The following is a 25,851-nucleotide window of genomic DNA, read 5'->3' on the forward strand; positions in this document are numbered from 1 at the left end:
ATCGGCCGACCGACGTGCTCGGCATACTGGCCTCGCGCTCGCGTCGGCTCGTCGTGCATCGCGAGCGAGTCGATCCGGCGGAGTTGGAACTGGTGCGCGGGACCGTCGCCACCAACGCCGTCCGTACCGCCGTCGACCTCGCTCGCACACTGCCCCGGATGGACGCGCTGGCAACGCTGCACGCGGCGCTGCGCAGGGGAATCCCACCCGCCGCGCTAGCCGTCGAACTCGACAAGCACGTGGGTCGGCGTGGTCGACGGCAGGCAGCCGAATTGATCGCGACCGCCGCACGCGGCATGTCGGCCGACGTCGGGTGGTCCGCTGGACCGACGCTCGAGCTCATGCGCGCCGGGGACCGAGAACCGGTTCCGACGGCCCGGGTTCCGGACGTCGGTCCAGAGCCGTGCGGCGCCGCGAATTCGTCCGGGCCGCCGGCCGGCATCCCGCTGGGCGCGGGTTCGCCCCGCGCCCGCGGCTGCCGCGCCTTTGAATCAGAAGGTGACGCGCTGATCGGCCGGCAGGAACAGCTTGTCGCCTTCCTTCACCTCGAAAGTCTCGTAGAACTCCGCGAGGTTCCGGACGACCTGGTTGCAGCGGAATTCCGCGGGGGAGTGGGTGTCGGCGGCGAGGTAGCGGACCGTCAGTTCCTTGGTCTGCTTCTCCCGCCAGCTGCGGGCCCAGGACAGGAACATGGTGCGGTAGTCGGGGTTGTCGATACCGCGGCGTTTCTCCGCGATGCGGAAGGCGGCCAGCGTGATCTGCAGCCCACGGACATCGGCGAGGTTCTCACCGACGGTGAGCTCGCCGTTGACGTGCTGACTCGGCTCGAGGCCCTCCGGGACCAGCACGTTGTACTGCTCGACCAGTTGCTTGGCCTTGGCGTCGAACGCGGCGCGGTCCTCGGGTGTCCACCAGTCGCGGCGATTGCCGTCCCCGTCGTACTTGGAACCCTGGTCGTCGAAGCCGTGACCGATCTCGTGTCCGATGGTCGACCCGACAGCGCCGAAATTGACCGCGGGCAGGGCGTCTTTGTCGAAGAAGGGCGGCTGGAGATAGGCGGCCGGGAAGACGATCTGATTGGAGGTCGCCGAGTAGTACGCGTTCACCGTTTGCGGCGACATGCCCCATTCGGTCTTGTCGACCGGGGTGCCAAGGCGCGCGAACGCTCGCTTGACCTCGAAGTCGTTGATGGCGAGCAAGGACTCGATCAGCTTGCCCTTGGTGATCTTCAGCTTGGAGTAGTCGACCCACTTGTCCGGGTAGCCGATCTTGGGATCGATCTTGTCCAGCTTCTCCAGCGACGCCGTCCTGGTCGCGGGCGACATCCAGGTCGAATTGGTGAAGTTCTCCCGGTATGCGGCGATCACGTCGGCCAGCATCTCCTTGGCCCGCTCCTTGGCGTCGGGCGGGAAGTGCTCGGCCACGTACAGTTTCCCGAGCTGCTCGCCGAGCTTGTCGTCGACGATCCCGACGCCGTACTTCCAGCGTTCCGGGCGCTCGTCCTGCCCGTTGAGCACCTTGCCCTTGAAATCGAAGTTGGCGTCGTTGATGGCCTTGGGAAGGTAGGGGGCGAACTCCCGCAGCACGTACAGCCGGAGGTAGTCCCGCCACGTCGCGATATCCACCTCGGTCCACAACTGGCCCGCCGCCGTGATGAAGGACGGCTGGTTGACCACCATCGTCGCGAACAGCTCGCGCGGGCGGTCGGTGTTCCCGGCCAGCCACGGATCCCAGTCGAAGCCCGGGGCGAGCGCGGTCATATCGGCCCAGCTGTACAAGTTGTAGGTCGCGTCGGTGTCGCGGTTGCGCACGTTGTCCCAGTGCGCGGATGCGATCCGCTTCTCCAGGTCGAACACCCGCTGGGCGATTCCGGCCGGATCGGCCAACCCCGCGCCCGCCGCGATGCGCTCGAGGAAGGTTCGGTACTGCGCGAGCACCTCGCCGTACTCCGGCTTCCGGTAGTACTGCTCGCCGAGTCCGAGGCCGGATTGGCCGACGGAGGGGATGTAGGCGTCGGAATTCTTCCGGTCGACGCCGATGCCGAGCCCGATCAGCCCGCCGATCGGCAATTCGGCCATCACCTTCGCCAAGTCCGGCTTGGTGGCGGCTCCGTCGATCTTGGCGAACAACGCCGCCAGCGGGGTGACGCCGAGCCGTTCGATCTCGTCCCAGTCCAGGCGCGCGTCGTAGAGGTCCTTGATCTGCTGCGCTTCCGAGCCGGGCTCCGGATCCCGGATACCGTCGATGATCTCCCGCAGCTGCTGCTGTGTGCGCTCGGCCGCCTCGCTCGTGGAGCCGAAGGCGACCTTGTCCGGCGGCAGCTGGTATTCCCGCAGCCACTTCCCGTTGACGTGCCGGTACAGGTCGTCCTGCGGCCGGATCGTCTCGTCCGCTCCGGCGAGATCGACGCCGGTGAGCGTCCGGCTCGCGGGCTCGGCCTCGTTCGAGCACGCGACCAGCGCGGCGGCGGCGGGCACCGCTCCGAGTGCGATCAGGAAGGCACGACGATCCAGCTTCCCTGGACGACCGGTAGATGTCACGAGAATCCTCTCCCCGACGCGGCGTTGCCGCAGATGTACGAAGGCAGCCTTGCAGGACACGAGGCTACCGGCGCGGCGCCGGTCCAGCCCGGATTCGGGCACGGGCGCCGTTGTGTGTGTGGCCTGCGGGCTGCCCGGTCGCGCCCCCGATTTGGGAACGACCTGCGGATTCCCATACACTAGACCGGTTGCCTGCGGGAGCTGTGCCCGCAATCCGGCAGTGAACCCCCAGTGGTTGGTTCCGCGTTTCTTGCTCGAACCGAGAAAACCGCTGGCAGGCGCGCGTCCGGAGGGCAACCGACCATGCCCGTCGGGTCGGCAATCCGGCGTGCACATACGTCCAGGTCAAGGAGGACGCTGAAGTGATTCAGCAGGAGTCGCGACTGCGCGTCGCCGACAACACGGGTGCGAAGGAGATTCTCTGCATCCGCGTTCTCGGCGGTTCGTCGCGTCGCTATGCCGGTATCGGCGACATCATCGTCGCTACCGTGAAGGACGCCATCCCCGGCGGCAACGTGAAGCGGGGTGACGTCGTCAAGGCCGTCGTCGTGCGCACCACCAAGGAGCGCCGTCGTCCGGATGGTTCCTACATCAAGTTCGATGAGAACGCGGCCGTGCTCATCAAGGCGGACAACGACCCGCGCGGCACTCGCATCTTCGGCCCGGTCGGCCGCGAACTGCGCGACAAGAAGTTCATGAAGATCGTGTCGCTGGCTCCGGAGGTGCTCTGACATGAAGGTGCACAAGGGTGACACCGTGCTCGTCATCTCGGGCAAGGACAAGGGCGCCAAGGGCAAGGTCATCCAGGCCTACCCCAAGGAGAACCGGGTCCTCGTCGAGGGCGTGAACCGGATCAAGAAGCACGTCGCGAACTCCGCCAACCAGCGCGGCGCCTCCTCGGGCGGCATCGTGACCCAGGAAGCCCCCATCCACGTCTCGAACGTGATGGTCGTCGACTCCGACGGCAAGCCGGCCCGTATCGGCTACCGGACCGACGAGGAGAGCGGCAAGCGGGTCCGGATCTCCCGTAAGAACGGGAAGGACATCTGATATGACCACGACGGAAAAAGTGCAGCCCCGGCTGAAGCAGCGCTACCGCGAAGAGATCAAGGACGCGCTGAACAAGGAATTCGGCTACGCCAACGTGATGCAGATCCCGGGCGTGGTGAAGGTCGTCGTCAACATGGGTGTCGGCGACGCCGCCCGCGACGCGAAGCTGATCAACGGCGCCGTTGAGGACCTGGCCCTGATCACCGGCCAGAAGCCGCAGATCCGCAAGGCGACCAAGTCCATCGCGCAGTTCAAGCTGCGTGAGGGCATGCCGATCGGCGCCAAGGTCACCCTGCGCGGCGACCGGATGTGGGAGTTCCTCGACCGCCTGGTCTCCATCGCGCTGCCCCGTATCCGCGACTTCCGCGGCCTGTCGCCGAAGCAGTTCGACGGTAACGGCAACTACACGTTCGGCCTGAGCGAGCAGTCGATGTTCCACGAGATCGACGTGGACCGCATCGACCGTCCGCGTGGTATGGACATCACCGTGGTGACCACCGCGACCAACAACGAAGAAGGCCGTGCCCTGCTCAAGCACCTCGGCTTCCCGTTCAAGGAGAACTGAGCACATGGCAAAGAAAGCACTGGTCAACAAGGCCAACGCCAAGCCCAAGTTTGCGGTCCGCGCCTACACCCGCTGCCAGCGGTGCGGTCGCCCGCACGCGGTCTACCGCAAGTTCGGCCTCTGCCGCGTCTGCCTGCGCGAGATGGCGCACCGGGGCGAGCTGCCGGGTGTGCACAAGAGCTCCTGGTGAGCTCGCGCTCCTCGTGAGCGCACCCGGATAGCAAGACACCGAGGGCACGGACTCACATTGAGTCCGTGCCCTCGCCTTTCATGGAGGCGCTTGCACCGCGGCAACACTGATCGGACGCGGTTCCCGCCGCGAACGCCGCCGTGGAGTGTTCGACCGAAGGTGGAATCCTGCGCCGGCTCACCGTCGGCCGCCGCGTCCGTGCCTTCGAGTCGCCTGAGGCGATCACCGCCATGGAACGGCGTCTTGCCAATCCTTCGTTCCTCTGACTGTCGAGGATCTGATGTGTGGCCGACCCCGGCTGTGATTTGTCCCGGATATCCAGTTCGATGACACGTTTTGTGTCGATAGCGCTTAACGTCGCGGGGGCGCAACAGTTGGTTCGAAAGGTGGCGGCGAGCGTGACAGGTACCGAGGCGAAGCTCGATGAACTGCTCGAGATCCTGACGATCGCTGCGGAACCGGCGGGTGAGGCCGGTGCCGCCAAGCGGGAGAAGAAGGGCGTTCCGAGCGTTCGCCAGCGCGTGGACATGCTGCTCGACCGCGGGACGTTCATCGAGACCGGTGCGTTGGCTCGTCAGCCCGACCGACCGGATGCTCTCTACGGTGACGGGCTGGTCACCGGTCGCGGCCTGATCGGCGGCCGTCCGGTGGTGGTGATCGCCCACGATCAGACCGTGTACGGCGGGTCGGTCGGTATCACGTCCGCCCGCAAATTCATGCGGGCCCTGCAACTCGCGTTCGACAACGCATGCCCGGTAGTGACGATCAATGATTCCGGCGGCGCGCGTATCCAGGACGCGGTGGGTTCGATCGCTTCGTTCGGTGATATTTCCCGAGTGTTGGAGAAACTGTCCGGATATGTGCCACAGGTGTCGATCATTCTCGGCAAGTGTGCGGCGGGTTCGGTGTACGGGCCGATCAACACCGACGTGCTCATCGGCACCAGGGATTCCTACATGTTTGTCACCGGGCCGGAGGTGATCAAAGCCGTCAACGGTGAGGACGTCACCGCTGAGGAGCTCGGTGGCGCCGAGGTGCAGGCCAAACGCGGCACCCTGCATCACGTGGCCGACACCGAGCAGGAAGCCTACGAGTGGGCGCGCAATTACCTCAGCTACATGCCGACGAGTTGTCTCGAGCACCCGCCGATCGTGAACCCCGGCCTGGAGCCGGAGATCACTGCTACCGATCGGGAGCTCGACACGATCATCCCGGATTCCGATCGCGCCGGTTACGACATGCACGAAATCCTGCTGCGGATCTTCGACGATGGTGAATTCCACGAAATCCGCGCCGCGTTCGCACCGAATCTGATCACCGGGTTCGCCAGGGTCGACGGCTCTCCGGTCGGTGTGATCGCCAACCAGCCGTTGGTGCTGGGTGGTTCCATCGACGCCGCCTGCTCGGACAAGTCGACCTACTTCATCCGGCTCTGCGACGCGTTCAATATCCCGCTGGTGTTCGTCGCGGACACCCCGGGCGTGCTGCCGGGCCTCGAGCAGGAAGCCAACGGCGTGATCATCCGCGGCGGGCGGGTCCCGCGTGCGATCATCGAGGCGACGGTCCCGATCATCAACCTGGTCGTGCGCAAGTCTTACGGTGGCGCCTACGGCATGATGGCGGCCCGACAGGTAGGCGCCGATATCAGTTTCGCCTGGCCGACGGCCCGGATCGCTGTGATCGGCGCCGACAGCGCGGTCGACCTCATCGGCAAGCGGCAATTGGCGGCGGTGCCGGAGGAGCATCGGGCAGCGGCGCGCGAGTTCATGATCAACCAGTACAACGAGACGATCGCCACCCCGTGGATCGCCGCCGAACGCGGCTACATCGACGCGGTCATCGAACCGGCGCGTACCCGTCTGGAGATCCGGAACGCGCTGCGCCTGTTGCGGGACAAGCCGCCGGTCAAGCCGGAGTTCAACCCGCGCAAGCACCCGGTGTACCCGATGTGATCTTCCCGCCGCCTCTCGCGCGGCGACGGTGTGACCACCGAGCTTGCGCCGAGTAGCGAATCGCAGACGACCCGAAGAAAGGCGCTGCGGCGGATCAGCTCCGCCACAGCGCCTTTCGCGACTTCAGCTCAGCAGGTCAATCGCTGATTGTCAGGGCAGCACCTGCGGAATGACATCGGGTGCGACCGTACCCACGATCGCGCCGATCACGGCGCCCAGGATGGCGGTGGTCACCACGCCGACCACGGCGCACAGCGCGTAACCGACGACGAAGATCGCCAGGGTCGGGATGCAGGTGATGAGGGCGGCGACCGCGCCGACGCCCGCGCCCGCGGCCGCACCGTTCATGACCGGATCCGGGTACTGCGCTCCCGGATTCGTCGCGATGTCCTTCAGCTCCGCGCCCGTCGCTGCCGAGACCTCGGGTGTCGTCACCGACAGCGTCCGGCCGTCTTCGGACACCTCGGCATCCAGGGCGATGGTGGTTCCGGACGGCGTGGCCAGCGTGCGCGGAAGCTCGGTGACCGCCGCGCCCGCCTTGTTGACGACCTTGATCGAGGTCTCGCCGAGCTGGAAAGTGCCGGCATCCAGCGTTGTGGAGACGGTCCTCAGGTCCGGCGCGACGGTGGCGTTGTAGACGATGTCCGCGGACGTGCCCGTGGTCGAAATCGCCTGGGCCAACTGCGCCTGCTGCTCGGCGTAGTTGGTGGCCGATGCGGCTCCGGCACCGGCGAACGTAGTCGCCACGGCCAGCGGTAGCGCACCGATGAGCGCCTTACGACCGATCTGTATTGCAGCGCGATAGAACATTGAATTCATTTCCTCCCCGACCCCCGACACCCCCGACGTGGACGAATCGAACGTCGTATCGTGCGATGTGAACGCACTATTGGTAGCGATCGCACCGTCGTCAAGGCAAGTTCTGTGACATTGTCGACATTGCGGAACCGATTGAGCAACAGGGTATTTCGACCAGGCGCGGAGGTACGGCAAACCGAGAGCGAATGCTGTCGCAGGCATCGCCGCCGCATCGGGCGATTGCCGCAAAGCTCTTGTTCGGCGCTGTCCAGACGCGCTACCCCGGACGAGCAGGTCGACATCGTTCAGTGCGTCCCGGTCTACCCGTGCGTTTCGGCGTGGTGCAGCAATTCGATATCCGACCGGACCACGTGATCAGTGGATATGGCGGAACGTCGCCGGCACGGCGCGGTGCGGAGGTGGCGATCACCCGTCTCGATACGGAGGCGGTGGCGCTCGTCGAGACAGAAGCGTTGTCTCGGTTGCTGCTGCGCGCCGAGGCCATCGCATCGTCACGGATCGAGGGGTTGGTGGTCGGCGCGCGTCGACTGCTGCGCGCGGAGGCGGCGCGTCAGCTCGAAGGCGAATCATCGGACGTGACGGCCGCCGAGGTTGCTGGCGAATATCGATGCCATAGCTGTGGCCGCCAATGCGGTTGGCCGTGGTGAGTCGATCACCGAAGATGTTCTGCTCGAGATTCATCGACGGTTGCTCGCGGGCACCAGGCTCGCAGAGCACGGCGGATCTTTACGAGACGTACAGAACTGGATCGGTGGCAGCTCCTTCAATCCCTGCTCGGCCGCCTTCGTTCCACCACCGCCGGAGCTCGTACCCGAGTTGATGGAGGACTTGATCTCGTTCTGCAATAGCGACGATCTGCCCGCTGTCGCGCAGGCCGCCATCGCGCACGCGCAGTTCGAGACGATCCACCCGTTCATCGACGGCAACGGCCGAACCGGTCGCGCGTTGATCCACCTGATACTGCGCCGCCGGCGGCGTGGCCGAACGCGTCGTCGAGCCTGTGTCGCTGATTCTCGCCACGTGGAGCGACAGCTACATCGACGGTCTGACTCGCTTTCGGCACGTGGGTGCGCCCGATTCCGATCAGGCTACTGACGATCTGAACACTTGGGTGGCGCGTTTCGCCGCCGCCTGCACTCGTGCGGCGCAGGATGCTACCGCTTTCGAGATGAAGGCTGCGGAGTTGCAAAGGTCGTGGCGGGATCGAGTGGCGCCGGTGCGAGCGAACTCCGCGCTGGACCTGCTGCTCGGCAAACTGGTAGGAACTCCAGTCCTCACCGTAGCGACGGCGTCGGCACTCATCGGACGCAGTTTTCCTGCTACAAACGCCGCCGTGCAGCGTTTGGCCGAAGCCGGAATTCTCCGCCAGCTCAGCGTGGGCCGCCGCAACAGGGCCTTCGAGTCACCCGAGGCGATCAGTGCTTTCGCCGCCCTGGAACAGCGTCTCGCCAGCCCGGATGGCGACACGCGAACATCCGCCCCAGCACTGTCGCGTCCGGTGCCGTCGAAGAATATGCCGTCCGGCCGCTGACCGAGGGCCACAGGGGAGTTGGGGGCATGACGACGGACACAGCCACAGCAAGGCCTGCGTCGGCCTCGCACGTTCCGGCGACGGCACATTGCAGAGGGCGCGCGACAATCTCCTCGTGCGGACGGATGCCAGATCCGATGAATGACGGCGGCTGCGTGACTGGGGTACATTCGTCTGAATCATCCGCTGGCAGAGGGGGATAGAGGCGTGGCGGGGGAACAGCCATCACTGTCGATCGACACCGCTGAGGTCAAGGCGTTGGGACGCTTGGCATTCGATGTTGCCACTCAATGCCGGGACGGGTACTCCGCGCTGGAGACCGACGTGCGAGACATGTTGGAGAGTTGGACGGGGAACAATTCCGGCGCTTTCGCGGTCGGGTGGGAGGAGTTCCACCAAGGGGCGGTGCAGGTGTGGGACGCGCTGTTCGAGCTGGCGGAAAAGCTGGGTGTCACTGCCGACACCGTCCGTGAGACCGACCAGGCTTTCGCCACCGGCGTCAGCTCGTTGGACCTTCCTTGAAAGGTGGGGCACCGCATGTCCGACGCACAGGCCTTCTCGGTGGATCTCGCCAAACTCGACAGCTTGGCTGCCCGCATCCGCGGCTTCGCCGGGCTGCTGTCCGATCAGCTCGCGGCAATCGATCAGAAAGCCAAGGAGGTCGATGCCGCGTCGACCGGTGCCGTGATGACGGCCTACCGCGAGGCGCACGACGAATGGCTGGCGGGTGCTACGGATATCCGAGAAGGACTTACCGCCTTGGAGGAAGCCGTGAAGCTCACCCATGAGGGCTACACCGGCGCTGTGGCCGAGGGCCTGAGGATCCTCGGCATATGACGGCTCTGGCTGTCGATCCGAGGGCCTACTACCAAGCGGCCACCAACTGCTTCGACGCCGCGTCAGCGCTTCGCGACAGTTTTCTGTACATCTTCGCGGAGCTGTCCGCATGTGGATCGATGGCGGGCGTGGACGAGAACGGCCAGGAGTGGGCGCGTTCGTACAACACCTCAGCCTACGAGGCCGTGGGCTTCTTCCAGGATGTCCACTCCACCCTGTACGCGTACGGCAGCGCCCTCAACGACATCGGCTTCACTCATGCTCGAGCCGACGCCACCGTGAAGGGCGCGCCGCAACCAGACCGGCCCACAGACCCGGGCATGCCGGTTTTCGGACCCTTTTCGGTCCCCGCCTCCGCAGGCGGCCCTGGCCAGGGCATCGTGGACAAAGGCATCAATATCATCAGCCACATCGGCATACCTGTCCCTGACGGCGACACCGGGAAGCTCGCCAAGGCGGCCGACGCCTGGGACCGTCTCGGCACGATCTACCAGAACACGAACGCCCGCGACAAGATCACGATCGCGGCGAGCTTGTTCGACAGCGTCACCGCCGACGACGCGGGCTACATACGAGACGACCTCAAATCCCTCGCAAACTCGATTGATCAACTGCTGATCGCCTGCACACAGATCAGCCAGTCCTGCATCGCGTACAAGGACGCGCTGACGGAACTCCGCACCGAAATCGAAGGATTCTTGAAGTCCCTCGCCGCCGATCTCGCCATCGACGCCGCGATCACCATCGGCCTGTCACTGATCAGTTTCGGCGCGGGAGCGGTCACTGCTGGCAAGGCTCTGCTCACAGTGCAGAAATGGGCTGGAAAGATCAAGGACGGCGTCCTTGCCTGGCGAGCCCGCAAGGCGCTGCAAATTGCCGGTCTCAGGCAAGAGGCGAAGGACGCTGTTGTCAAGGCCAGAAAGGTAGTCACCGACCTACGTGATCGGCTGCGCAAGAAGGTTGACGACTCCCCTAAACCCCCGAAAAAATCTCTCAAGGAAGAGTTGGACAACGCCCAGATATGGACCGGTCGAAACTTGCCGACTCAGGGCGGTCCCCCGAACGGATACCTTGTAAAACGGGATTCTCAGGGGAACATCACGCATTACTCGTATTTCGATGCTGACGGGGTGGCGACCAGCCGGATAGATGTTGTCGGAAAGCCCCACATGGACAAGGCGACAGGGCAATATATTCCGACACCGCACGTTGTGGAAGTCCAGAAAAATATCGACCCTGCCACAGGTCGTATTTTCGCGCGTACCATCAATGACAGTGTCAGACCTGCTCTACCCGAGGAGATCCCATAATGAACACGAAAGATGGGCAAGTTGGTCTGCGGGCGGCCCTGGAACACTCCCGAAGCGACGAGGGACTGGTGCGGCTTCGCTCCATCGCAGAGCTGAGTACCCTGATCTCCGAGACTGAGGCGCGGAGGCGCCTCGTGGAGATGCTGGACGATGACGTGGTCACGATGCAGATCGAAGCGGCCGAGGCTCTCGTGCGATATGGCGGACAGGTAGGCCTGCTGTCGGTTCTGGAAGAGCTGGGTCGGCGAGACGACGGTGATGTCGATTACATCGCATACCGCCTCAGCGATCTGGACAATCTAGGAGAGTTTCCGGTTCTCGAGACTGCATCCTCGATCGCTGAGTCGGATATATCGCCCAATGCGCGACGCGGTCTGCAGGATCTGCACGACGTCATGGGGCGATAATAGGGTCCGAAACGACTAATTCGGCGATGCTCAGCGGTGAGTTGATCGAGCCGGATCAATTGCGATTTTGGAAGCTTTCGGCGCCGAGCATCGGTGATTGCGGAAGCAATCGGCTGACAATGACATCGCCCGCGCAATATCCGACAAGTATGGGAAGTCTCGGGCCGGAAATCGCTGTCAGCAGCCCGAAGGATTATTCGAAATTCGAACGACAGGCAAGTAACGCCTGATGGCTGCGTATGACAACGGTCATACTCAAGAGTGGAGGAACATACGACGGCAGGAGCCAGACGGCCAAAGATGTTTTGCGGGCTCGGTTCAATCAGTTCTCGGCACTGCTGGCGTTTTCTGCCGACAAGTTCCAGAACACAGATATCGACGCGGCCAACCGGCTTGCGGCAGTAGCCGATATCAACTCTGGCGACCCGCACGGGGACGATGGGCTGCGGCTCATGTTTCAGAGAAGGGTGAACGATGGTCGGCCTCCGCGCTCTGCGGACGGGTTCCGGGTATTGGACTGCCGCAACTTGGACCACTTCGCTGTGGTTCATTCCTCAGCTGATCGCCGTGGCAGCCGCGATGGCGGTGATCTACCCGGATCGCAATGAGCCACCTGTCGGCTGTTACTTGACCATCTCCGCTGTCGGCGCGCTCATCGGAGTTGGATCGGCATGGTCGAATTCTCCGAAACTCAGAGGTGTCGCGCTCGGCGTGCTCACCGCGTCCGCGGTGCTGCTTTGTGTACCGGCACTGCGGTTCTTTCCCCTGGCGCTACCGCTGGCGGCGATCTGGATCACGGTCGCTTCCGCCGACGAGGACGAGAGTTCGACCTCTGGGTTCGGCCGAGCGCACTTCGCTGGATGCTCGGTGGCCATGCTGGTGAATGCGGTTCCCTTGATCGCCACGGCGTACTATCTGCTCTTCCTGTACGCTTTCGTCTTGGCTGTCGAGGTAGTGATAGTCGTCATCCTGTTGCTGTTGAAGGGCAGGGCTCGACAGTTCGGCACAGGCGTCGCGATTTCCTGGCTGGGCCTAGGCGTCTCGATCCTTATGTCACTGCCCGTGTGGTGACGACAGCGCTTGTGTTCCTACTACTCGGGCAACAGCAACTCCGTGGTTCGACCAGGGACGCAATCTGTGCCTCTGCGATGGTTCGCGGGGATGCGCTTCTACTTGGGCAGTCGTTGCACGAATCCCTGCATGCGCGAACCGATAAGTCGTAGCCTCGGGATATGAGTGTGGACCGTGGGGACCGGCTGAAGAATGCCCGAAAGCGGGCCGGTATGACTCAACGCGACCTGGCCAATGCATCTGGGGTGTCCCTGTCACAGATCAGGAAGATCGAACAAGGCGATTACGAACCACGCCTCGAGACGCTGCGCAAGTTCGCAGTGGCGCTGAAGGTGCGTACTTCGCAGCTACAGGACCAACCCGACTACCAGATCCCTGATACCGACACCGAAGCGCAATGGGAACCCGTGTGGCCGACGCTGTTCGGGAATTCCCCGGGCGCCGACGAGCCAGCGACGGCCGCCGGTGTGCAGGCAACGCTCGACGCCGTGCAGGCGATGATCAGCGCAGACAAGTACCGCGACGTCACTGCGCTGCTCCCCGGCCTGATCCGGGACGCCGACAGTGTCGAAGACGGGCGCTCGATCCGATTCCGCGTCTTGAACATGACGGCCTCGTTACTCGTCCAGACCAGGCAGTTCGAGGCCGCCGACGCCGTGCTGAATCGCGCGATGGACGCGGCCGAGAGCCACATCGAGGCGGCCACGGTCATCGACACCATGCTGTGGGCCTTGCTGCGGCAAGGGCGTCTGGATGACGCTCGGGCACTGGCGACCAAGTGGGCCGATGATATCGAGCCGCGATTCTCGCGGGCGAGCGCGTCCACGGTGGCGATATGGGGTCGACTTTGGCTAAAGGTCGCCAACGCGGCCGTGCGCGACAACCAGCCAGGTGAGGCTGAAGACGCGATGTCGATGGCGCGTGCGGCTGCGTACCGGATCGGTCGCGAGATCTATATAGAGCGGCTGCTCGGCCGCACATTCGGGCCGATGGAGGTCGCTTACATCTCGGCTGAGTCGTTCGCCATTGCCGGTGAGCCAGAGAAAACGCTCGCTATCGCTGGTCAAGTCCCTGCGCCGACGATTGAACCGAACGGGGCCAGCAGGCTTCGGCATCGGCTGGATGTGGCCAATGCTCAGGTGCAGATCGGTCGGTTCAGCGAAGCCCTGGACGGGTTGTGGGGTGTGCAGAGGGCAGCCCCGGAATGGCTTGTGCAGCAGCGCTATGCGCGCGACATCCTCGGCAAGATCGTGACAACCAGGCGGACGCTGACATGGGAGACGCGAGAGCTGGCTGACCGGATCAAGCTCGAATACTAATATCTGCCAACACATTCGAAGATGGCACTTCCGGCGATTCGATCCGGAAGTGCCATGGTTCTTTCGATGCCCCCAGTGTGACTCTCTAGTCAGCACCGCCGCCAGGATCTCGATCCTATTCTCCGGCGCCGGGCTGTCCACAACACATTGCGTCAAGGGGGTTCAGCGAATGTCGGAACTTGCGGTTGTCCTGGTCGTCATGGCTGCGGTCACCGGGCTATTGGTATTGCTCTTTTGGGTGTTGCCGTGGTTGATCGACTTGGGCGGCGATCCGGATGAGTCGGTACGTGCGAGCGAGATCATTCGGCGGGTCGAAGACGAGCAGCGGTGACGGGGCTGCATGGTTGGGCAGGACTGCGGCAAGCTGAACTGCGCCTGCCCGGCACCCGTGCCTTCTTCGATATCTTCAACGCCCGCACCGAGTCGGCGGACGCGCTGCTGGTGTCGGCCGTCGGGCTGCTGGGCGTGTGGGTCCGGCATTACGAGAGCCGCAAGCCTGGACGTCCGATGAGCCAACGGCTCGCCTATCTGATGGACCTGCATATTTGGGCGATCGACCGATATGTGGAAGACATGCTCGAAACGGCGGGCCGAGAGGGTTATCGGCCTGCTTCGGACGCCCAGAAGATGCATTACTCATACGGCGAGATGGTCAGCCTGCTCACCGCGGATTTCGTTTGCTGCCGTCGAGAGGAACGGCAACCCGGCGGAATCACCGAGGATCAAGTTCTTCACCACGTGCGGCATTGGGATGGGTTCAACGCCATGGTGGACGCGGTGGCCGCCGGGAGAGTGCGACCGAAGATTCCGCACAGTGCGCGGCACGCGTCTTCGGATGCCGGGCCGCAGGAGAGGGCGTGACCACTCCGCGTCCAGAGGAGCCCGATGTCCATCTGCGCGTCCTGCTCGACGGCATGAGTCTGGACTTCGCCGCCTGCCACACCGCAGCCATGCGGTTCATTCAGGAATGGCGCGCTGTGCGCGCCGCTGCCGACCTCATCGTGGTTCCGGGCGGCGCGCTCGGATTGCCGCGACTGCCGTGCGAACGCCTCTACCTCGAGCCGTGAAGGCGCTGACCAATCGCCAGTCCGACCACCACCACCGCGAAGGGCGTGCCTCATCGGCGGTCTGGGTTCTCGCCGAAGTCACCGGCGAGGATGTCGTCGACGCGTGCGGCGAGTGTGGGATCGTTGCTGGCGAAACGCCTCAGACGCAGATGCTGGGATCTGCGGCGTGGCCGCAGTGCAGCCGCATGGATCGCCTGGCGGATGATCTCCGCATCGCTGACGCCGCTTCGCGCCGATGCGTCCTCGATGACGGCCAAGTCGTCGGCATCCGCGTACACCGTGATCCGCTCGAGAGGCATGTGCACACTGTGGCAGAGGCGGTCGCGGACGCGCGAGCGAAAGCCGCCACGAGGATACGGCGGGGTACCTGGGAGATTTTTCGCTTGGGTGGTCCCACCGCCGGCGACATTAGAACTCCAGGTCCGACCACGGGATGTGGATCGGGAACGGGAAGTCGATGGTGATGGCGTCGGAATCGTTCGGTGACCACTCGCCGATCAGGAGGTAGTTGGCCGGATGCAGCGGTTGGACGTCGTGTGGGAGCTTGCCGGGGGAGGTTTCCAGTGCGTGCGCGCGGACCATTGCGATGGTGTTCGTCCTGCGAGCGAGCGTCACTTCCCAGTACCAGGGGATGCCCGCATCGGCGTAACGCCTCTGCTCGTCGAAAGGATCGATCTCGATGGTCGACGGAGAATGGATTCGGCCCACGAGTAGCACGTCTCGGGCGTGGATGTCTTGGTAGGGGGCGTCGAGGCGGCGGTAGACGACGACGTCGGGGGTGACGAAGTCCGACTTCCCGGTCTCGCCGAAGAACACGTTGGTTTCGAAGTCGACGCGCCACCAGCTTTGTGGCTGCTCGGCCATGCCATCGCGTGCGCAGCGCTTGAGTGCGCTGGTCAGCGCGAATGTGAGCGCTTGATGTTCGGCAGGTTCTCGCTGTCGCCAGACGACGCGCCCGTTCCGCAGCTCGATCTGTCCGGCGATCTCCTCGGGTAGCTGCTCGAGCTCCTCCCAGGTCATGAACTCCGGGAGGTCCGGGCGTTCGACGCCTGAGCTCGACATAGCCTCATGTTAGACCGGCGGCGGGCCATTTCCGCTGGTCACAAACCGGATAAAACGACGGGCTCACAGACCCCGATTTTGCCCTGGTGAACTCGTTACCTACACTAGAGCGGTTGCCTGGGCACCTCCATGCCCGCATGCGTGCGCTCGGGCGATCGAACCTCCTCCGGTCGGCAAGGGTCGGCCGGACCATCCGAATTGTCGTAGGCCCACCGCGGCCGTGCCGATGTGCACGGCGGCGTTGTATGGGAACCGCGGCGAGAAAGGTGTCTAGGTCGAACCATGACCATGACTGATCCGATCGCAGACTTCCTGACACGTCTGCGCAACGCCAACTCGGCGTACCACGATCAGGTGAAGGCTCCGCACTCGAAGCTCAAGGCGAACATCGCCGAGATCCTCAAGCGCGAGGGCTACATCGCCGATTACCGGACCGAGGACGCACAGGTGGGCAAGACGCTCATCGTCGACCTCAAGTACGGCCCGAGCCGCGAGCGCAGCCTCGCCGGCGTGCGCCGTGTCTCCAAGCCCGGTCTGCGCGTGTACGCGAAATCCACCAACCTGCCCAAGGTGCTCGGCGGCCTCGGCGTGGCGATCATCTCCACGTCCTCCGGCCTGCTGACCGATAAGCAGGCGGCCAAGCAGGGCGTGGGCGGCGAAGTCCTCGCCTACGTCTGGTAAGGGAGGTCAGGACAATGTCGCGTATTGGTAAGAAGCCCATCGCCATTCCGGCCGGCGTCGATGTCGCCATCGACGGCCAGGACATCTCGGTGAAGGGGCCCAAGGGCTCCCTCTCGCTCACCGTCGCCGAGCCGATCACCGTCGCCAAGGGCGAGGACGGCCAGCTCGAGGTCGTCCGTCCGGACGACGAGCGCCGCAGCCGCGCGCTGCACGGACTGACCCGCACCCTCGTGTCGAACATGATCGTCGGTGTGACCCAGGGCTACGAGAAGAAGATGGAAATCTTCGGCGTCGGCTACCGCGTCGCGCTCAAGGGCCAGAACCTCGAGTTCGCCCTGGGCTACAGCCACCCGGTGCCGATCGAGGCGCCTGAGGGCATCACGTTCGCGGTGGAATCGCCCACCAAGTTCTCCGTGTCCGGAATCGACAAGCAGAAGGTCGGCCAGATTTCGGCGGTCATCCACGGCCTGCGCAAGCCCGACCCGTACAAGGGCAAGGGCATCCGCTACGCCGGCGAGGTCGTTCGCCGCAAGGTCGGAAAGACGGGTAAGTGATCATGGCGCAAACCGCAAACCAGAAGGCCAAGCGCATCCCCCTGGGCAAGGACGTGTCGACGCAGCGTCGCCTGTCGAAGACTCGCCGTCACTTCCGCCTGCGCAAGAAGGTGGAAGGGACCACCGAGCGTCCGCGCCTGGTGGTCAACCGCTCCTCGCGTCATCTGCACGCGCAGCTGGTCGACGACTCGGTCGGCAAGACCATCGCCGCCGCCTCGACCATCGAGGCCGACGTGCGCGCGCTCGACGGCGACAAGTCGGCCAAGAGCAAGAAGGTCGGCGCCCTGCTGGCCGAGCGTGCCAAGGCCGCCGGTGTCGAGGCCGTCGTGTTCGACCGTGGTGGGCACGACTACCACGGCCGGATCGCCGCACTGGCCGATGCCGCTCGCGAAGGTGGGTTGAAATTCTGATGCGTAACCTGCGGAGCATCCAGGAAACACAGCTGAGCGTTCAGCTGATCATGAACGGAAGGAACGTCTGATGCCGGGACGTCAGAGGCGTGACGGCGGAAGCGGACCCGCCGGACAGAATGGCAGCGCCCCCGAGGGCGGCCGCGGCGACCGTCGCGGTGGCGGCGACCGCCGGGGTGGCGGTGACCGCCGCGACAGCGCCGCCGAGAAGAACCAGCTCGAGCGGGTCGTCGCGATCAACCGCGTCTCCAAGGTCGTGAAGGGTGGTCGGCGTTTCAGCTTCACCGCCCTCGTGATCGTCGGTGACGGCAACGGTCTGGTCGGCGTCGGCTACGGCAAGGCCAAGGAAGTTCCCGCGGCCATCCAGAAGGGCGTCGAGGAGGCTCGCAAGAACTTCTTCCGCGTCCCGATGATCGGCTCCACCATCACGCACCCGGTTCAGGGTGAGGCGGCCGCCGGTGTGGTCATGCTGCGTCCGGCCTCGCCGGGTACCGGTGTGATCGCCGGCGGCGCGGCTCGTGCCGTGCTGGAATGCGCCGGTATCCACGACATTCTGGCGAAGTCGCTCGGCAGCGACAACGCCATCAACGTCGTGCACGCGACTGTCACTGCCCTCAAGCAGCTGCAGCGTCCCGAAGAGGTCGCGGCTCGCCGTGGCCTGCCGCTCGAGGACGTCGCTCCTGCGGGCATGCTGCGTGCGCGCGCTCAGGCTGCCGGAGGTGTCAAGTAATGGCAGATCTCAAGGTGACCCAGATCAAGAGTTCGATCGGCGCTAAGAAGAATCAGCGGGACAGCCTCAGGACCCTCGGTCTGCGCGGTATCCGCAAGACCGTGGTCCGCGAGGACAACGCCCAGAACCGCGGGCTGATCAACGTCGTGCGCCACCTCGTGACCGTTGAGGAGGTCTGACATGACCATCAAGTTGCATCACCTGCGTCCGGCTCCCGGATCCAAGACCGCGAAGACCCGCGTGGGTCGCGGTGAGGGCTCCAAGGGCAAGACCGCGGGCCGTGGTACCAAGGGCACCAAGGCGCGCAAGAACGTGCCTGCCGCCTTCGAGGGTGGGCAGATGCCGCTGCACATGCGGCTGCCCAAGCTCAAGGGCTTCACGAACCCGTTCCGCACGGAATACCAGGTCGTGAACGTCGGCGCGATCGCGAAGCTGTTCCCCGAGGGTGGCGAGGTCGGCAAGGCCGAACTCGTGGCGGTCGGCGCGGTTCGCAAGAACCAGCTGGTCAAGGTCCTCGGCGATGGCGAGATCGGCGTCGCGGTCCAGGTGACCGTGGACAAGGTCACCGGTTCGGCGAAGGAGAAGATCACCGCCGCCGGTGGCACCGTCACCGAGCTGGGCTGACGGTACTCTGCATGACAGCGGCATCGGACGAGTGAAGGCTCGTCCGGTGCCACTGTTAGAGTTCAGTAAGTTGTCTGCCAGCCTCGTCGTGGTTTTCGGCGTCCCTTCTGTGTCGAGCAGGGACATCGCTGAACATCCATGTCATGACCATGTCGTTCGCCAGGAGGATCAGTGCTTTCCGCCTTCGTATCGGCCTTCCGGACTCCGGACTTACGGCGGAAGATTCTCTTCACGCTGGGGTTGGTCGCGTTGTACCGCGTCGGTGCCGCGCTGCCGTCCCCCGGCGTCGACTACAAGGCGGTCCAGGAGTGCATCGACTTGGTCTCCGGCGGTGAGTCCGCCGGAATCTACCAGCTGATCAACCTGTTCTCCGGTGGTGCGCTGCTGCAGCTGTCGGTCTTCGCGATCGGCATCATGCCCTACATCACCGCGAGCATCATCATCCAGCTGCTCACGGTCGTCATCCCGCGGTTCGAGGAACTGCGCAAGGAAGGCCAAGCCGGCCAGACCAAGATGACGCAGTACACCAGATACCTGTCGATCGCGCTGGCCATCCTGCAGGCAACGGGCTTGGTCGCCCTGGCGGCCCGCGGCCAGCTGCTGCAGGGCTGCCAGCAGGACATCCTGGCCGACACCAGCATCTTCGGCATGATCATCATCGTGCTCGTGATGACCGCGGGCGCGGCGCTGGTGATGTGGTTCGGCGAGCAGATCACCGAGCGCGGCATCGGTAACGGCATGTCGCTGCTGATCTTCGCGGGCATCGCCGCTCGCATCCCGACCGAGGGCAAGGCGATCCTCGACAGCCGGGGCGGCTTGGTATTCACCCTGGTGTGCGTCGCCGCGCTGGCCGTCATCGCCGTCGTGGTCTACGTCGAGCAGGCGCAGCGCCGGATCCCGGTGCAGTACGCCAAGCGCGTGGTCGGCCGGAAGATGTACGGCGGCTCCTCGACCTATCTGCCGCTGAAGGTGAACCAGGCGGGTGTCATCCCCGTCATCTTCGCCTCGTCGCTGCTGTACCTGCCGAACCTGGTCGCGCAGCTGACGGGATCGCAGAACAACCAGGATCCGAGCTGGTGGCAGGAAGTCATCCAGAAATACCTGGTGAATCCGAGCAACCCGGTCTACATCGCGATCTACTTCGGTCTGATCGTGTTCTTCACCTACTTCTACGTCGCGATCACCTTCAACCCGGAGGAGCGCGCCGACGAGATGAAGAAGTTCGGTGGCTTCATCCCGGGCTACCGGCCCGGCAAGCCGACCGCCGACTACCTCAACTACGTCCTGAGCCGTATCACCCTCCCCGGCTCGATCTATCTCGGTCTGGTCGCCGTGCTGCCGAACCTGTTCCTCGACATCGGTTCCTCCGGTGGTGTCCAGAACCTTCCGTTCGGCGGTACCGCGGTGCTGATCATGGTGAGCGTCGGTTTGGACACGGTGAAGCAGATCGAGAGCCAGCTGATGAATCGAAATTACGAAGGGTTCCTCAAGTGAGAGTTGTACTGCTCGGTCCGCCGGGCGCCGGTAAAGGCACCCAGGCCGTCCTGCTGTCGGAGAAGCTGGGCGTTCCGCACATCTCCACCGGGGACCTGTTCCGTGCGAACATCAGCCAGCAGACCCCGCTGGGTCGTGAAGCGCAGAAGTACATGGACGCGGGCGACCTGGTGCCCAGCGACGTGACCAACCGGATGGTGGAGGCGCGGGTCAACGAGCCCGACGCCGCCAACGGGTTCGTACTGGACGGATACCCGCGCACGGTGGACCAGGCCGACGCGCTGGAGAAGATCCTCGAGGACATGAACACCAAGCTCGACGCGGTCCTGCGCTTCGTCGTGCCGGAGGACACCGTCGTGGCGCGGATGCTCTCGCGCGGTCGCGCCGACGACAACGAGAACGTCATCCGCAACCGGCTCCGGGTGTACCGCGAGGAGACCGAGCCGCTGCTGGATCACTACGACGGCTTGGTCGTCTCGGTCGACGGTGTCGGCGAGGTCGACGACGTCAACGCGCGGGCACTTCGCGCGCTGGGCCACTGAGCCGGCTCGTGATGGAGCACTGAGGCCGGATGGTCTTCAATCGCAAGAAGAAGGTCGTGCCGTTCCGCACGGCAGGTGAGCTGGATGCCATGGCGGCTGCCGGCGCGATCGTCGGCCACGCTCTGGTGGCCGTGCGCGCGGCAGCCAAACCCGGGGTGTCCACCCTGGAGCTGGACGAGGTCGCCGAGCAGGTGATCCGGGAGGCGGGCGCGGTGCCGTCCTTCAAGGGCTACCACGGCTTCCCCGCGTCCATCTGCGCGTCGGTGAACGATCGCGTGGTGCACGGGATCCCGACCGCCGAGGAGATCCTGGTCGAGGGCGATCTGGTGTCCATCGACTGCGGGGCGATCCTCGACGGCTGGCACGGTGATTCGGCTTGGACCTTCGGCGTCGGCACGATCATCGAGGCCGACCGGCTGCTCAGCGAGGCGACCAAGTCTTCGATGGAAGCGGGCATCGCGGCGATGGTGCCCGGCAACCGGCTGACCGACGTCTCGCACGCCATCGAGCAGGGCACCCGGGCCGCCGAGAAGGAACACGGGCGCGCCTACGGCATCGTCGACGGCTACGGTGGTCATGCCATCGGACGAGAGATGCACCTCGATCCCTTCCTCGCCAACGAGGGAGAACCGGGGAAGGGGCCGAAACTCGTGGTGGGGTCGGTGCTCGCGATAGAGCCGATGCTCACCCTCGGCACCACCCAGACCAAGGTGCTCGGCGACGACTGGACCGTGGTCACCGTGGACGGCAGCCGTGCGGCACATTGGGAGCACACAGTCGCCGTTACCGAGGACGGACCCCGGATCCTCACGCTGCGTCCGGAGTAGCACGGCCGTCGGGCGGCCCGACTCGGCGACACTGCGCGGCGAGGAAACGAGCCGCACCGACGCCAGGATTCCTGGTCGATCTCGCCACGTGGCCGCGTGCCGGCACCATGCGCCGACACGGCCACCGGTCGATACCCGGCTTTCACCGGATCGGTGACGTCGTTCCTTGCACCCGCGTCCTGCGTGTCGAGCCGAAGCGGTGCGCTCGGGGCGGTGCCCGTGCGGGGTGGAAGGGTTACTCCTCCTTGGTTCGATACTGTTCTGAACGATGCCGTCAGCGTATGGCCGGGCAAGTGGCGGCGACGTGAGTAGGCCGCTACTCGAATTCGCTTGGCACGCGCCGCAGTTCGATGTGATCGCGTCGGCCGGCTGACTCTGCGACGGTGACGGCGACACCCGTGACCTGGGTGTTTCGTGTGCGTAGGTAGTCCGCTCGGTCCGCGGCGCGCGGCGTCGAAGTGACGATCGACAGATAAAATCCGCCTTCGGCTGTCTCCGGGCGATAGCGCGGACAACCCTTGATACGGCTTAAACGACCCGTTACTCGGGCGATATCACCGGTGTGTGCGATCGGGGTGTGGCCGTCGAAGGCTCGGCGGTGCGCCGATGCAGATGCGGGAACAGCAGCGTTCGAACTCATGCTCCCGGAACAGCGGATGGCTGGGGGAGAGCTACTTGTCCGCTGGGTGGCTGGGGACCGTCCGGACTCCCCAGCCACCCACCATGCGGATGGGGAGCCGGGGCGGAACTTACGACGCGCCGGGAAGTCTCCGCACGCCCGCGCAGACCTCGGCGGCAAGGTCGTCGTAACCGACGGCCAGTTCCGCCAAGCGCTGCCAGGCATCCCACAGATCCCACTCCGAGGCGCTGGCCAGAGCCGCATAGGCGTTCGCGGTGAACTGGGCGAGGCGGTCGATCACGGCGCCGACGGTCTCGGTGTGCACGTGCGCGGCGCCGTGCGCGGGCGGCAGTTGCACAGTGATCCAGCGGTCGATGTCGCGAATCAGGCTCGCTCGCAACGCATCTATCTCGTCGAGCGATTCGCAACCCGCGCTGAGTCTGCGCTCGTGCAGCGTGGTCAGTTCGTGCGCACTGCGCAGCAGTGGGTTGCTTTCGTGCAATTCGCCTCGGCAGGCTTGCAATACTTGATGTTTCGCGGGCAGGGCGGCACTGGTCGTCATCGCCGAACCGTTCTCGTGCAGGCCCGGACGGTGTCGATGATGGACGAGCCGGAAGGACGGAAACGGCTGCGCGGAGCGATGATCCAGTGTCGATAGCCCGCATCGGCATCGGCGGGTGAGGGCAAGGCGATCTCGCCGCCGCTGGGCACGATCGATACGTTCAAGCGGAACAGCTCCGCGAACAGCCGCACGTCGTCGGGTAGATCCGGGCGGGTCAAGAAGGTCCACCGTTTGGAACGCACGTGAGAGATGATCGGACCCATATCGATTCGGCGATGGGTGAGGTCGTCGCGAACTTGCTGCCCCAGCGCGGCGGGCATCGTGATCGCGCCGACGAAGCCGGCGCGCAGGACGATACGGCCGATATCCGGATGAACTCCGGCGGGCAGGTCGCAGGTGTGTCGATAGTAGGCGCATCGGGCGGTCGGGGTGTCCGCCAACGCCAGTTGGTCCATGAGGCCCTCGGGTAGCTTCGTGTGATTGTTTACAAGCCGCCCGGTCGGCGCTGCGGCAGCGATGCTGTGATCCGGAGCACCGTGCGGGCGTTGTCTCAGTAGAGCACTCCATGGAACAAATCAAACATTCCGTTCAATTAGTTCTCGAGAAATTAGTTCGCCCGCTGGTTACCGGTGGGTGCGGTAACCAGCGTGGTCCGGTGCGCGGCCACGCGTTCACTTCGGCGTACATATTTCCTGGTCAAATGACCTATGCGGATGCGAGAGCGGAAACCTCGGGCATTTTGTTCACCGCCGCCGCGACCATGGGCGCTACCTTGCCGCAAATCGATCCCGCGCCAGGGATATCCCTACCGCGGCTCAGGGCGTGGTGCGGAAGAACAGCACTCGGTCGCCGTGCTCGGACAGTGGCGTGTGCACACTGATCTGGCGCAGCCCGCTGTCCGGCAGATAGGTGAGGTTGGCGAACACCTTCGTGTTGCCGAAGGCCGCGCGCAGTTTGGATTCGGTCGCCCGGTCGGGGTTGTAGAGGGCCAGCATCTCGAAGTTCAGTGGTGCGAGCGGTTTGTCGAGGGGAGCCTGCCCGGCCGGACGTCCGAGCGCGGCGTACTGGGTGGCCGCGCCGTGCTCGTACCAGCACAGTTCGTAGGCGACGTTCTCCGTGACCGTGATGGCCGCGACCGGCCAGTCCTGGGAGAGTCGCAGCGCCAGGGGATTCTTCGCAACCGGCGTCAGCTCCCAGTTCAGGCTCAGGACCGTCACCCAGCCGCCGTAGGGCTGGTCGATCAGCACGATGTCGTCGCCCAGGGTGGTCGAGGTGTTCAGTTCGGGTTCGCGGGTCTTCCAGTTCGACTCGTGGGTGCCGAAGTAGCTCTCGCGATCGAGCGGGTAGGCGTCATCGACGGCATAGGCGGCGATGATCGCGGCGCGCACCTGGGCGATGGCGTCGCGTTCCGGTAGATACACGCTCAGCGCGCCGAAGGTGGAGCCGATCTGCACGGGCATCGCGGGCTGATCCTGCTCGGCGCCCGGCGCGAGCGGCCGCAGGCCGACCAGGGCCAGCTTCCAGTTGATCTCCTCGACGGTCGACAGGTCGCCGGAGGACTTGAACATGACCTGCTGCTGGGTCAGGCGACCCGCCTGTTCCAGCGTGCGGCAGCCCAGTTCGAGCAACGCTCGGTGCGACTTCGGGGTGAGGTCCAGGTCCTGGATGCCGCACGCGCGCAACCGGATCGACATGGTGGTCGAGGTCAACGCGGCGTACCGCTCCCGGTACATGGCGATGGCCTGCTTGCGCGAACGGCCGACCATGAGCGTCCGCAGCAGCGTGCTCAGGCTGGCCAGGTATTTGCCGGACAGCTCCGGGTTCGCCGCGGCCAGGGAAGCGCGGATGCGGGCCGCCTCCTCGGTCGCGGCGACCGCTGCGTCCTGATCCAGCCTGCCCAGCCAAACCCCGCATTTGGACAATCCGTCGGCGCACGGGCCCGCGACCTCGGGATGCGCTCGCGCCACTTGACGGTAGACGTCACAGGCGCGCCGGATCGTCGTGGTCGCCAGCTCTCTGCGGCCGCTGTGCCGTGCCGCCTGCTCGAACGAGCGCAGCGCGTCGTTCAACTCGCCGGCGAGACGGGCGGTCAGCACTTGGCCCCGGGACAGCAGGCGCAGGCGGATCGCCACCGCTTCTTCGGCGGGCGCCAGCGCCTCCCTCGTGCGGTCGCGCGTGGAGCCGTTGGTCTTGGTGGCGATCAATCCCTTGGCGAGTTCGCCGAGGGAGGTGGCCAAGCGCAATTCGGACTCGACCGTACGGTCGAGCGCCGCATACCGATCCGCAGCGATCTGACGCTCCATCGCGTCCAGATCCATCGCGCTCCTCGTTTCCAGCATGATCCTCCGCCAACGCGCGGCAACCGCGCAACGCAACCGTCTGCGCACCGAGTTTGTCATGGTTGCCGCCCGCGCGCACCTGTATCCGGCCAGGCAGACAGGGCCGTGCGGCGGGCGGCCACCCACGGGTCGGCCCGTGCCGGACGAGAAGGCATGATCGAGGGTTGTGCGAGCCCTATTACAGCGCGTCAGTTCGGCGCGGGTAACCGTCGACGGCCAGGTCGTCGGCCGTATCGACCCGGCGGCCGACGGGGTCCCGCACGGCTTGGCCGCCCTAATCGGCGTGACGCACTCCGACACCGAGGAGACCGCGAAGGCGTTGGCCGACAAAGTGTGGCGGCTGCGCATCCTCGACGGCGAGCGATCGGCGGCGGATCTGCGCGCGCCGATTCTGGTGGTCAGCCAGTTCACGCTGTACGCAGACACCAGCAAGGGGAGGCGCCCGTCCTGGTCGGCGGCCGCCCCCGCGGTGATCGCCGAACCCCTGGTCGACCTCTTCGCACACACGTTGCGCGAACTCGGAGCGACGGTCGCCACCGGACGGTTCGGTGCGCACATGCACATCGACTTGGTGAACGATGGCCCGGTCACCCTCATGCTGGAGATGTGAGCGGTCGCTACCGGAAATCGTTGGCAGCGGCTGGATCCGATGACCTGCGCCGCGGTCGACCGGGAACGCAGTCTGTCCGCAAACGCCGAGGAAGATCCCGTTCACGTTGACGTCACCGGTGATTAGTCATCCGGTGTTA

General features: G+C 65.0%; 35 protein-coding genes. 27 read left to right on the forward strand and 8 right to left on the reverse strand.

From position 1 onward, the window contains the following. Positions 1 to 491: 491 nt before the first annotated feature. Positions 492 to 2,540, reverse strand: coding sequence for a M13 family metallopeptidase (locus GVY39_RS09710; RefSeq protein WP_236565372.1), 2,049 nt, complete (start codon positions 2,538 to 2,540; stop codon positions 492 to 494). A gap of 362 nt (positions 2,541 to 2,902) precedes the next feature. Here GVY39_RS09710 and rplN point away from each other — a divergent pair, with 362 nt between their 5' ends. The 5 genes from rplN (at position 2,903) to GVY39_RS09735 (ending at position 6,297) form a co-directional block, all read left to right on the forward strand. Further along, the gene (gene rplN, locus GVY39_RS09715) at positions 2,903 to 3,271 is read left to right on the forward strand and encodes a 50S ribosomal protein L14 (RefSeq protein ID WP_039795505.1); all 369 of its coding nucleotides are present in this window, start codon (positions 2,903 to 2,905) and stop codon (positions 3,269 to 3,271) included. A 1-nt stretch (position 3,272) separates the two neighbouring features. Further along, complete coding sequence (gene rplX, locus GVY39_RS09720) at positions 3,273 to 3,590, forward strand: 50S ribosomal protein L24 (protein ID WP_040864865.1); 318 nt, start codon at positions 3,273 to 3,275, stop codon at positions 3,588 to 3,590. Between the two features lies 1 nt (position 3,591). Further along, positions 3,592 to 4,155, forward strand: a complete 564-nt coding sequence (rplE, locus tag GVY39_RS09725; RefSeq protein ID WP_040864866.1) for a 50S ribosomal protein L5 — start codon at positions 3,592 to 3,594, stop codon at positions 4,153 to 4,155. Between the two features lie 4 nt (positions 4,156 to 4,159). After that, entirely contained in the window at positions 4,160 to 4,345 is a 186-nt protein-coding gene (locus GVY39_RS09730) for a type Z 30S ribosomal protein S14 (RefSeq protein WP_014981705.1), read from the forward strand. A 398-nt stretch (positions 4,346 to 4,743) separates the two neighbouring features. Beyond that, a complete protein-coding gene (locus GVY39_RS09735; RefSeq protein WP_159922794.1) occupies positions 4,744 to 6,297 on the forward strand; it encodes an acyl-CoA carboxylase subunit beta in 1,554 nt (517 codons plus the stop codon). A 150-nt stretch (positions 6,298 to 6,447) separates the two neighbouring features. On the opposite strand, the gene GVY39_RS09740 is transcribed toward GVY39_RS09735, so the two are convergent. Continuing rightward, entirely contained in the window at positions 6,448 to 7,107 is a 660-nt protein-coding gene (locus GVY39_RS09740) for a hypothetical protein (protein ID WP_159922796.1), read from the reverse strand. Positions 7,108 to 7,301: 194 nt separating this feature from the next. Here GVY39_RS09740 and GVY39_RS33860 point away from each other — a divergent pair, with 194 nt between their 5' ends. The 12 genes from GVY39_RS33860 (at position 7,302) to GVY39_RS09790 (ending at position 14,658) form a co-directional block, all read left to right on the forward strand. Beyond that, on the forward strand, positions 7,302 to 7,763 hold the full coding sequence (locus GVY39_RS33860) for a Fic/DOC family N-terminal domain-containing protein (protein WP_201295192.1): 462 nt from the start codon (positions 7,302 to 7,304) through the stop codon (positions 7,761 to 7,763). Further along, positions 7,735 to 8,211, forward strand: coding sequence for a Fic family protein (locus GVY39_RS35245; RefSeq protein ID WP_201295193.1), 477 nt, complete (start codon positions 7,735 to 7,737; stop codon positions 8,209 to 8,211). The genes GVY39_RS33860 and GVY39_RS35245 overlap by 29 nt, the downstream gene beginning before the upstream one ends. Further along, positions 8,093 to 8,647, forward strand: coding sequence for a hypothetical protein (locus GVY39_RS33870; RefSeq protein ID WP_201295194.1), 555 nt, complete (start codon positions 8,093 to 8,095; stop codon positions 8,645 to 8,647). The genes GVY39_RS35245 and GVY39_RS33870 overlap by 119 nt, the downstream gene beginning before the upstream one ends. Before the next feature lie 207 nt (positions 8,648 to 8,854). Next, the gene (locus GVY39_RS09750) at positions 8,855 to 9,169 is read left to right on the forward strand and encodes a WXG100 family type VII secretion target (protein ID WP_159922798.1); all 315 of its coding nucleotides are present in this window, start codon (positions 8,855 to 8,857) and stop codon (positions 9,167 to 9,169) included. 15 nt (positions 9,170 to 9,184) lie between these two features. Beyond that, a complete protein-coding gene (locus GVY39_RS09755) occupies positions 9,185 to 9,484 on the forward strand; it encodes a WXG100 family type VII secretion target (RefSeq protein WP_159922800.1) in 300 nt (99 codons plus the stop codon). Next, complete coding sequence (locus tag GVY39_RS09760; RefSeq protein ID WP_159922802.1) at positions 9,481 to 10,794, forward strand: polymorphic toxin type 24 domain-containing protein; 1,314 nt, start codon at positions 9,481 to 9,483, stop codon at positions 10,792 to 10,794. The genes GVY39_RS09755 and GVY39_RS09760 overlap by 4 nt, the downstream gene beginning before the upstream one ends. After that, positions 10,794 to 11,201, forward strand: a complete 408-nt coding sequence (locus GVY39_RS09765) for a HEAT repeat domain-containing protein (protein ID WP_159922804.1) — start codon at positions 10,794 to 10,796, stop codon at positions 11,199 to 11,201. The genes GVY39_RS09760 and GVY39_RS09765 overlap by 1 nt, the downstream gene beginning before the upstream one ends. Positions 11,202 to 11,768: 567 nt before the next feature. Further along, the gene (locus tag GVY39_RS09770; RefSeq protein ID WP_159922806.1) at positions 11,769 to 12,272 is read left to right on the forward strand and encodes a hypothetical protein; all 504 of its coding nucleotides are present in this window, start codon (positions 11,769 to 11,771) and stop codon (positions 12,270 to 12,272) included. 161 nt (positions 12,273 to 12,433) lie between these two features. Continuing rightward, positions 12,434 to 13,591, forward strand: a complete 1,158-nt coding sequence (locus GVY39_RS09775) for a helix-turn-helix domain-containing protein (protein WP_159922808.1) — start codon at positions 12,434 to 12,436, stop codon at positions 13,589 to 13,591. A 169-nt stretch (positions 13,592 to 13,760) separates the two neighbouring features. Beyond that, positions 13,761 to 13,922, forward strand: coding sequence for a hypothetical protein (locus GVY39_RS09780; RefSeq protein ID WP_159922810.1), 162 nt, complete (start codon positions 13,761 to 13,763; stop codon positions 13,920 to 13,922). Beyond that, the gene (locus tag GVY39_RS09785) at positions 13,919 to 14,452 is read left to right on the forward strand and encodes a hypothetical protein (RefSeq protein ID WP_159922812.1); all 534 of its coding nucleotides are present in this window, start codon (positions 13,919 to 13,921) and stop codon (positions 14,450 to 14,452) included. Before GVY39_RS09780 ends, GVY39_RS09785 begins: the two co-directional genes overlap by 4 nt. After that, entirely contained in the window at positions 14,449 to 14,658 is a 210-nt protein-coding gene (locus tag GVY39_RS09790; protein ID WP_159922814.1) for a hypothetical protein, read from the forward strand. The genes GVY39_RS09785 and GVY39_RS09790 overlap by 4 nt, the downstream gene beginning before the upstream one ends. Positions 14,659 to 14,708: 50 nt before the next feature. Here GVY39_RS09790 and GVY39_RS09795 read toward each other — a convergent pair whose 3' ends face one another. Both GVY39_RS09795 and GVY39_RS09800 read right to left on the reverse strand, forming a co-directional pair. Continuing rightward, positions 14,709 to 14,957, reverse strand: coding sequence for a ribbon-helix-helix protein, CopG family (locus GVY39_RS09795; protein ID WP_159922816.1), 249 nt, complete (start codon positions 14,955 to 14,957; stop codon positions 14,709 to 14,711). A 109-nt stretch (positions 14,958 to 15,066) separates the two neighbouring features. After that, entirely contained in the window at positions 15,067 to 15,720 is a 654-nt protein-coding gene (locus GVY39_RS09800) for a Uma2 family endonuclease (protein WP_236565374.1), read from the reverse strand. A gap of 282 nt (positions 15,721 to 16,002) precedes the next feature. Between GVY39_RS09800 and rpsH the strand changes: the two genes are divergently transcribed. The 9 genes from rpsH (at position 16,003) to map (ending at position 21,582) form a co-directional block, all read left to right on the forward strand. Continuing rightward, complete coding sequence (gene rpsH / locus GVY39_RS09805; protein ID WP_039795549.1) at positions 16,003 to 16,401, forward strand: 30S ribosomal protein S8; 399 nt, start codon at positions 16,003 to 16,005, stop codon at positions 16,399 to 16,401. 14 nt (positions 16,402 to 16,415) lie between these two features. Further along, positions 16,416 to 16,955 (forward strand): 50S ribosomal protein L6, encoded by a 540-nt coding sequence (gene rplF / locus GVY39_RS09810; protein ID WP_159922818.1) that lies wholly within the window; start codon positions 16,416 to 16,418, stop codon positions 16,953 to 16,955. A gap of 2 nt (positions 16,956 to 16,957) precedes the next feature. After that, positions 16,958 to 17,365, forward strand: a complete 408-nt coding sequence (gene rplR / locus GVY39_RS09815) for a 50S ribosomal protein L18 (protein WP_159922820.1) — start codon at positions 16,958 to 16,960, stop codon at positions 17,363 to 17,365. Between the two features lie 70 nt (positions 17,366 to 17,435). Next, complete coding sequence (gene rpsE / locus GVY39_RS09820) at positions 17,436 to 18,095, forward strand: 30S ribosomal protein S5 (protein WP_159922822.1); 660 nt, start codon at positions 17,436 to 17,438, stop codon at positions 18,093 to 18,095. Next, positions 18,095 to 18,274 carry a 50S ribosomal protein L30 gene (gene rpmD / locus GVY39_RS09825; RefSeq protein WP_039795559.1) on the forward strand — a complete coding sequence of 60 codons (180 nt, stop codon included), beginning with the start codon at positions 18,095 to 18,097 and terminating at the stop codon, positions 18,272 to 18,274. The genes rpsE and rpmD overlap by 1 nt, the downstream gene beginning before the upstream one ends. Before the next feature lies 1 nt (position 18,275). Further along, a complete protein-coding gene (gene rplO, locus GVY39_RS09830) occupies positions 18,276 to 18,719 on the forward strand; it encodes a 50S ribosomal protein L15 (protein WP_159922824.1) in 444 nt (147 codons plus the stop codon). A gap of 171 nt (positions 18,720 to 18,890) precedes the next feature. Continuing rightward, the gene (secY, locus tag GVY39_RS09835; protein WP_159922826.1) at positions 18,891 to 20,213 is read left to right on the forward strand and encodes a preprotein translocase subunit SecY; all 1,323 of its coding nucleotides are present in this window, start codon (positions 18,891 to 18,893) and stop codon (positions 20,211 to 20,213) included. Beyond that, positions 20,210 to 20,755 carry an adenylate kinase gene (locus tag GVY39_RS09840; RefSeq protein WP_159922828.1) on the forward strand — a complete coding sequence of 182 codons (546 nt, stop codon included), beginning with the start codon at positions 20,210 to 20,212 and terminating at the stop codon, positions 20,753 to 20,755. The genes secY and GVY39_RS09840 overlap by 4 nt, the downstream gene beginning before the upstream one ends. Before the next feature lie 29 nt (positions 20,756 to 20,784). Then, positions 20,785 to 21,582 (forward strand): type I methionyl aminopeptidase, encoded by a 798-nt coding sequence (map, locus tag GVY39_RS09845; protein WP_159922830.1) that lies wholly within the window; start codon positions 20,785 to 20,787, stop codon positions 21,580 to 21,582. A 316-nt stretch (positions 21,583 to 21,898) separates the two neighbouring features. On the opposite strand, the gene GVY39_RS09850 is transcribed toward map, so the two are convergent. The 4 genes from GVY39_RS09850 to GVY39_RS09865 all read right to left on the reverse strand — a co-directional run bounded on the left by GVY39_RS09850 (position 21,899) and on the right by GVY39_RS09865 (position 25,102). After that, positions 21,899 to 22,222 (reverse strand): hypothetical protein, encoded by a 324-nt coding sequence (locus tag GVY39_RS09850; RefSeq protein ID WP_159989298.1) that lies wholly within the window; start codon positions 22,220 to 22,222, stop codon positions 21,899 to 21,901. A gap of 109 nt (positions 22,223 to 22,331) precedes the next feature. Further along, on the reverse strand, positions 22,332 to 22,763 hold the full coding sequence (locus GVY39_RS09855) for a DUF4254 domain-containing protein (RefSeq protein WP_159922832.1): 432 nt from the start codon (positions 22,761 to 22,763) through the stop codon (positions 22,332 to 22,334). Next, the gene (locus GVY39_RS09860; RefSeq protein ID WP_159922834.1) at positions 22,760 to 23,218 is read right to left on the reverse strand and encodes a DNA-directed RNA polymerase subunit beta; all 459 of its coding nucleotides are present in this window, start codon (positions 23,216 to 23,218) and stop codon (positions 22,760 to 22,762) included. The genes GVY39_RS09855 and GVY39_RS09860 overlap by 4 nt, the downstream gene beginning before the upstream one ends. 360 nt (positions 23,219 to 23,578) lie before the next feature. Next, positions 23,579 to 25,102 (reverse strand): hypothetical protein, encoded by a 1,524-nt coding sequence (locus tag GVY39_RS09865; RefSeq protein WP_223518775.1) that lies wholly within the window; start codon positions 25,100 to 25,102, stop codon positions 23,579 to 23,581. 166 nt (positions 25,103 to 25,268) lie between these two features. Between GVY39_RS09865 and dtd the strand changes: the two genes are divergently transcribed. Then, entirely contained in the window at positions 25,269 to 25,712 is a 444-nt protein-coding gene (gene dtd / locus GVY39_RS09870; protein WP_159922836.1) for a D-aminoacyl-tRNA deacylase, read from the forward strand. Positions 25,713 to 25,851 lie beyond the last annotated feature (139 nt).

The sequence above is a fragment of the Nocardia sp. CY15 genome (assembly GCF_009829295.1).
Lineage (GTDB): Bacteria > Actinomycetota > Actinomycetes > Mycobacteriales > Mycobacteriaceae > Nocardia > Nocardia sputi.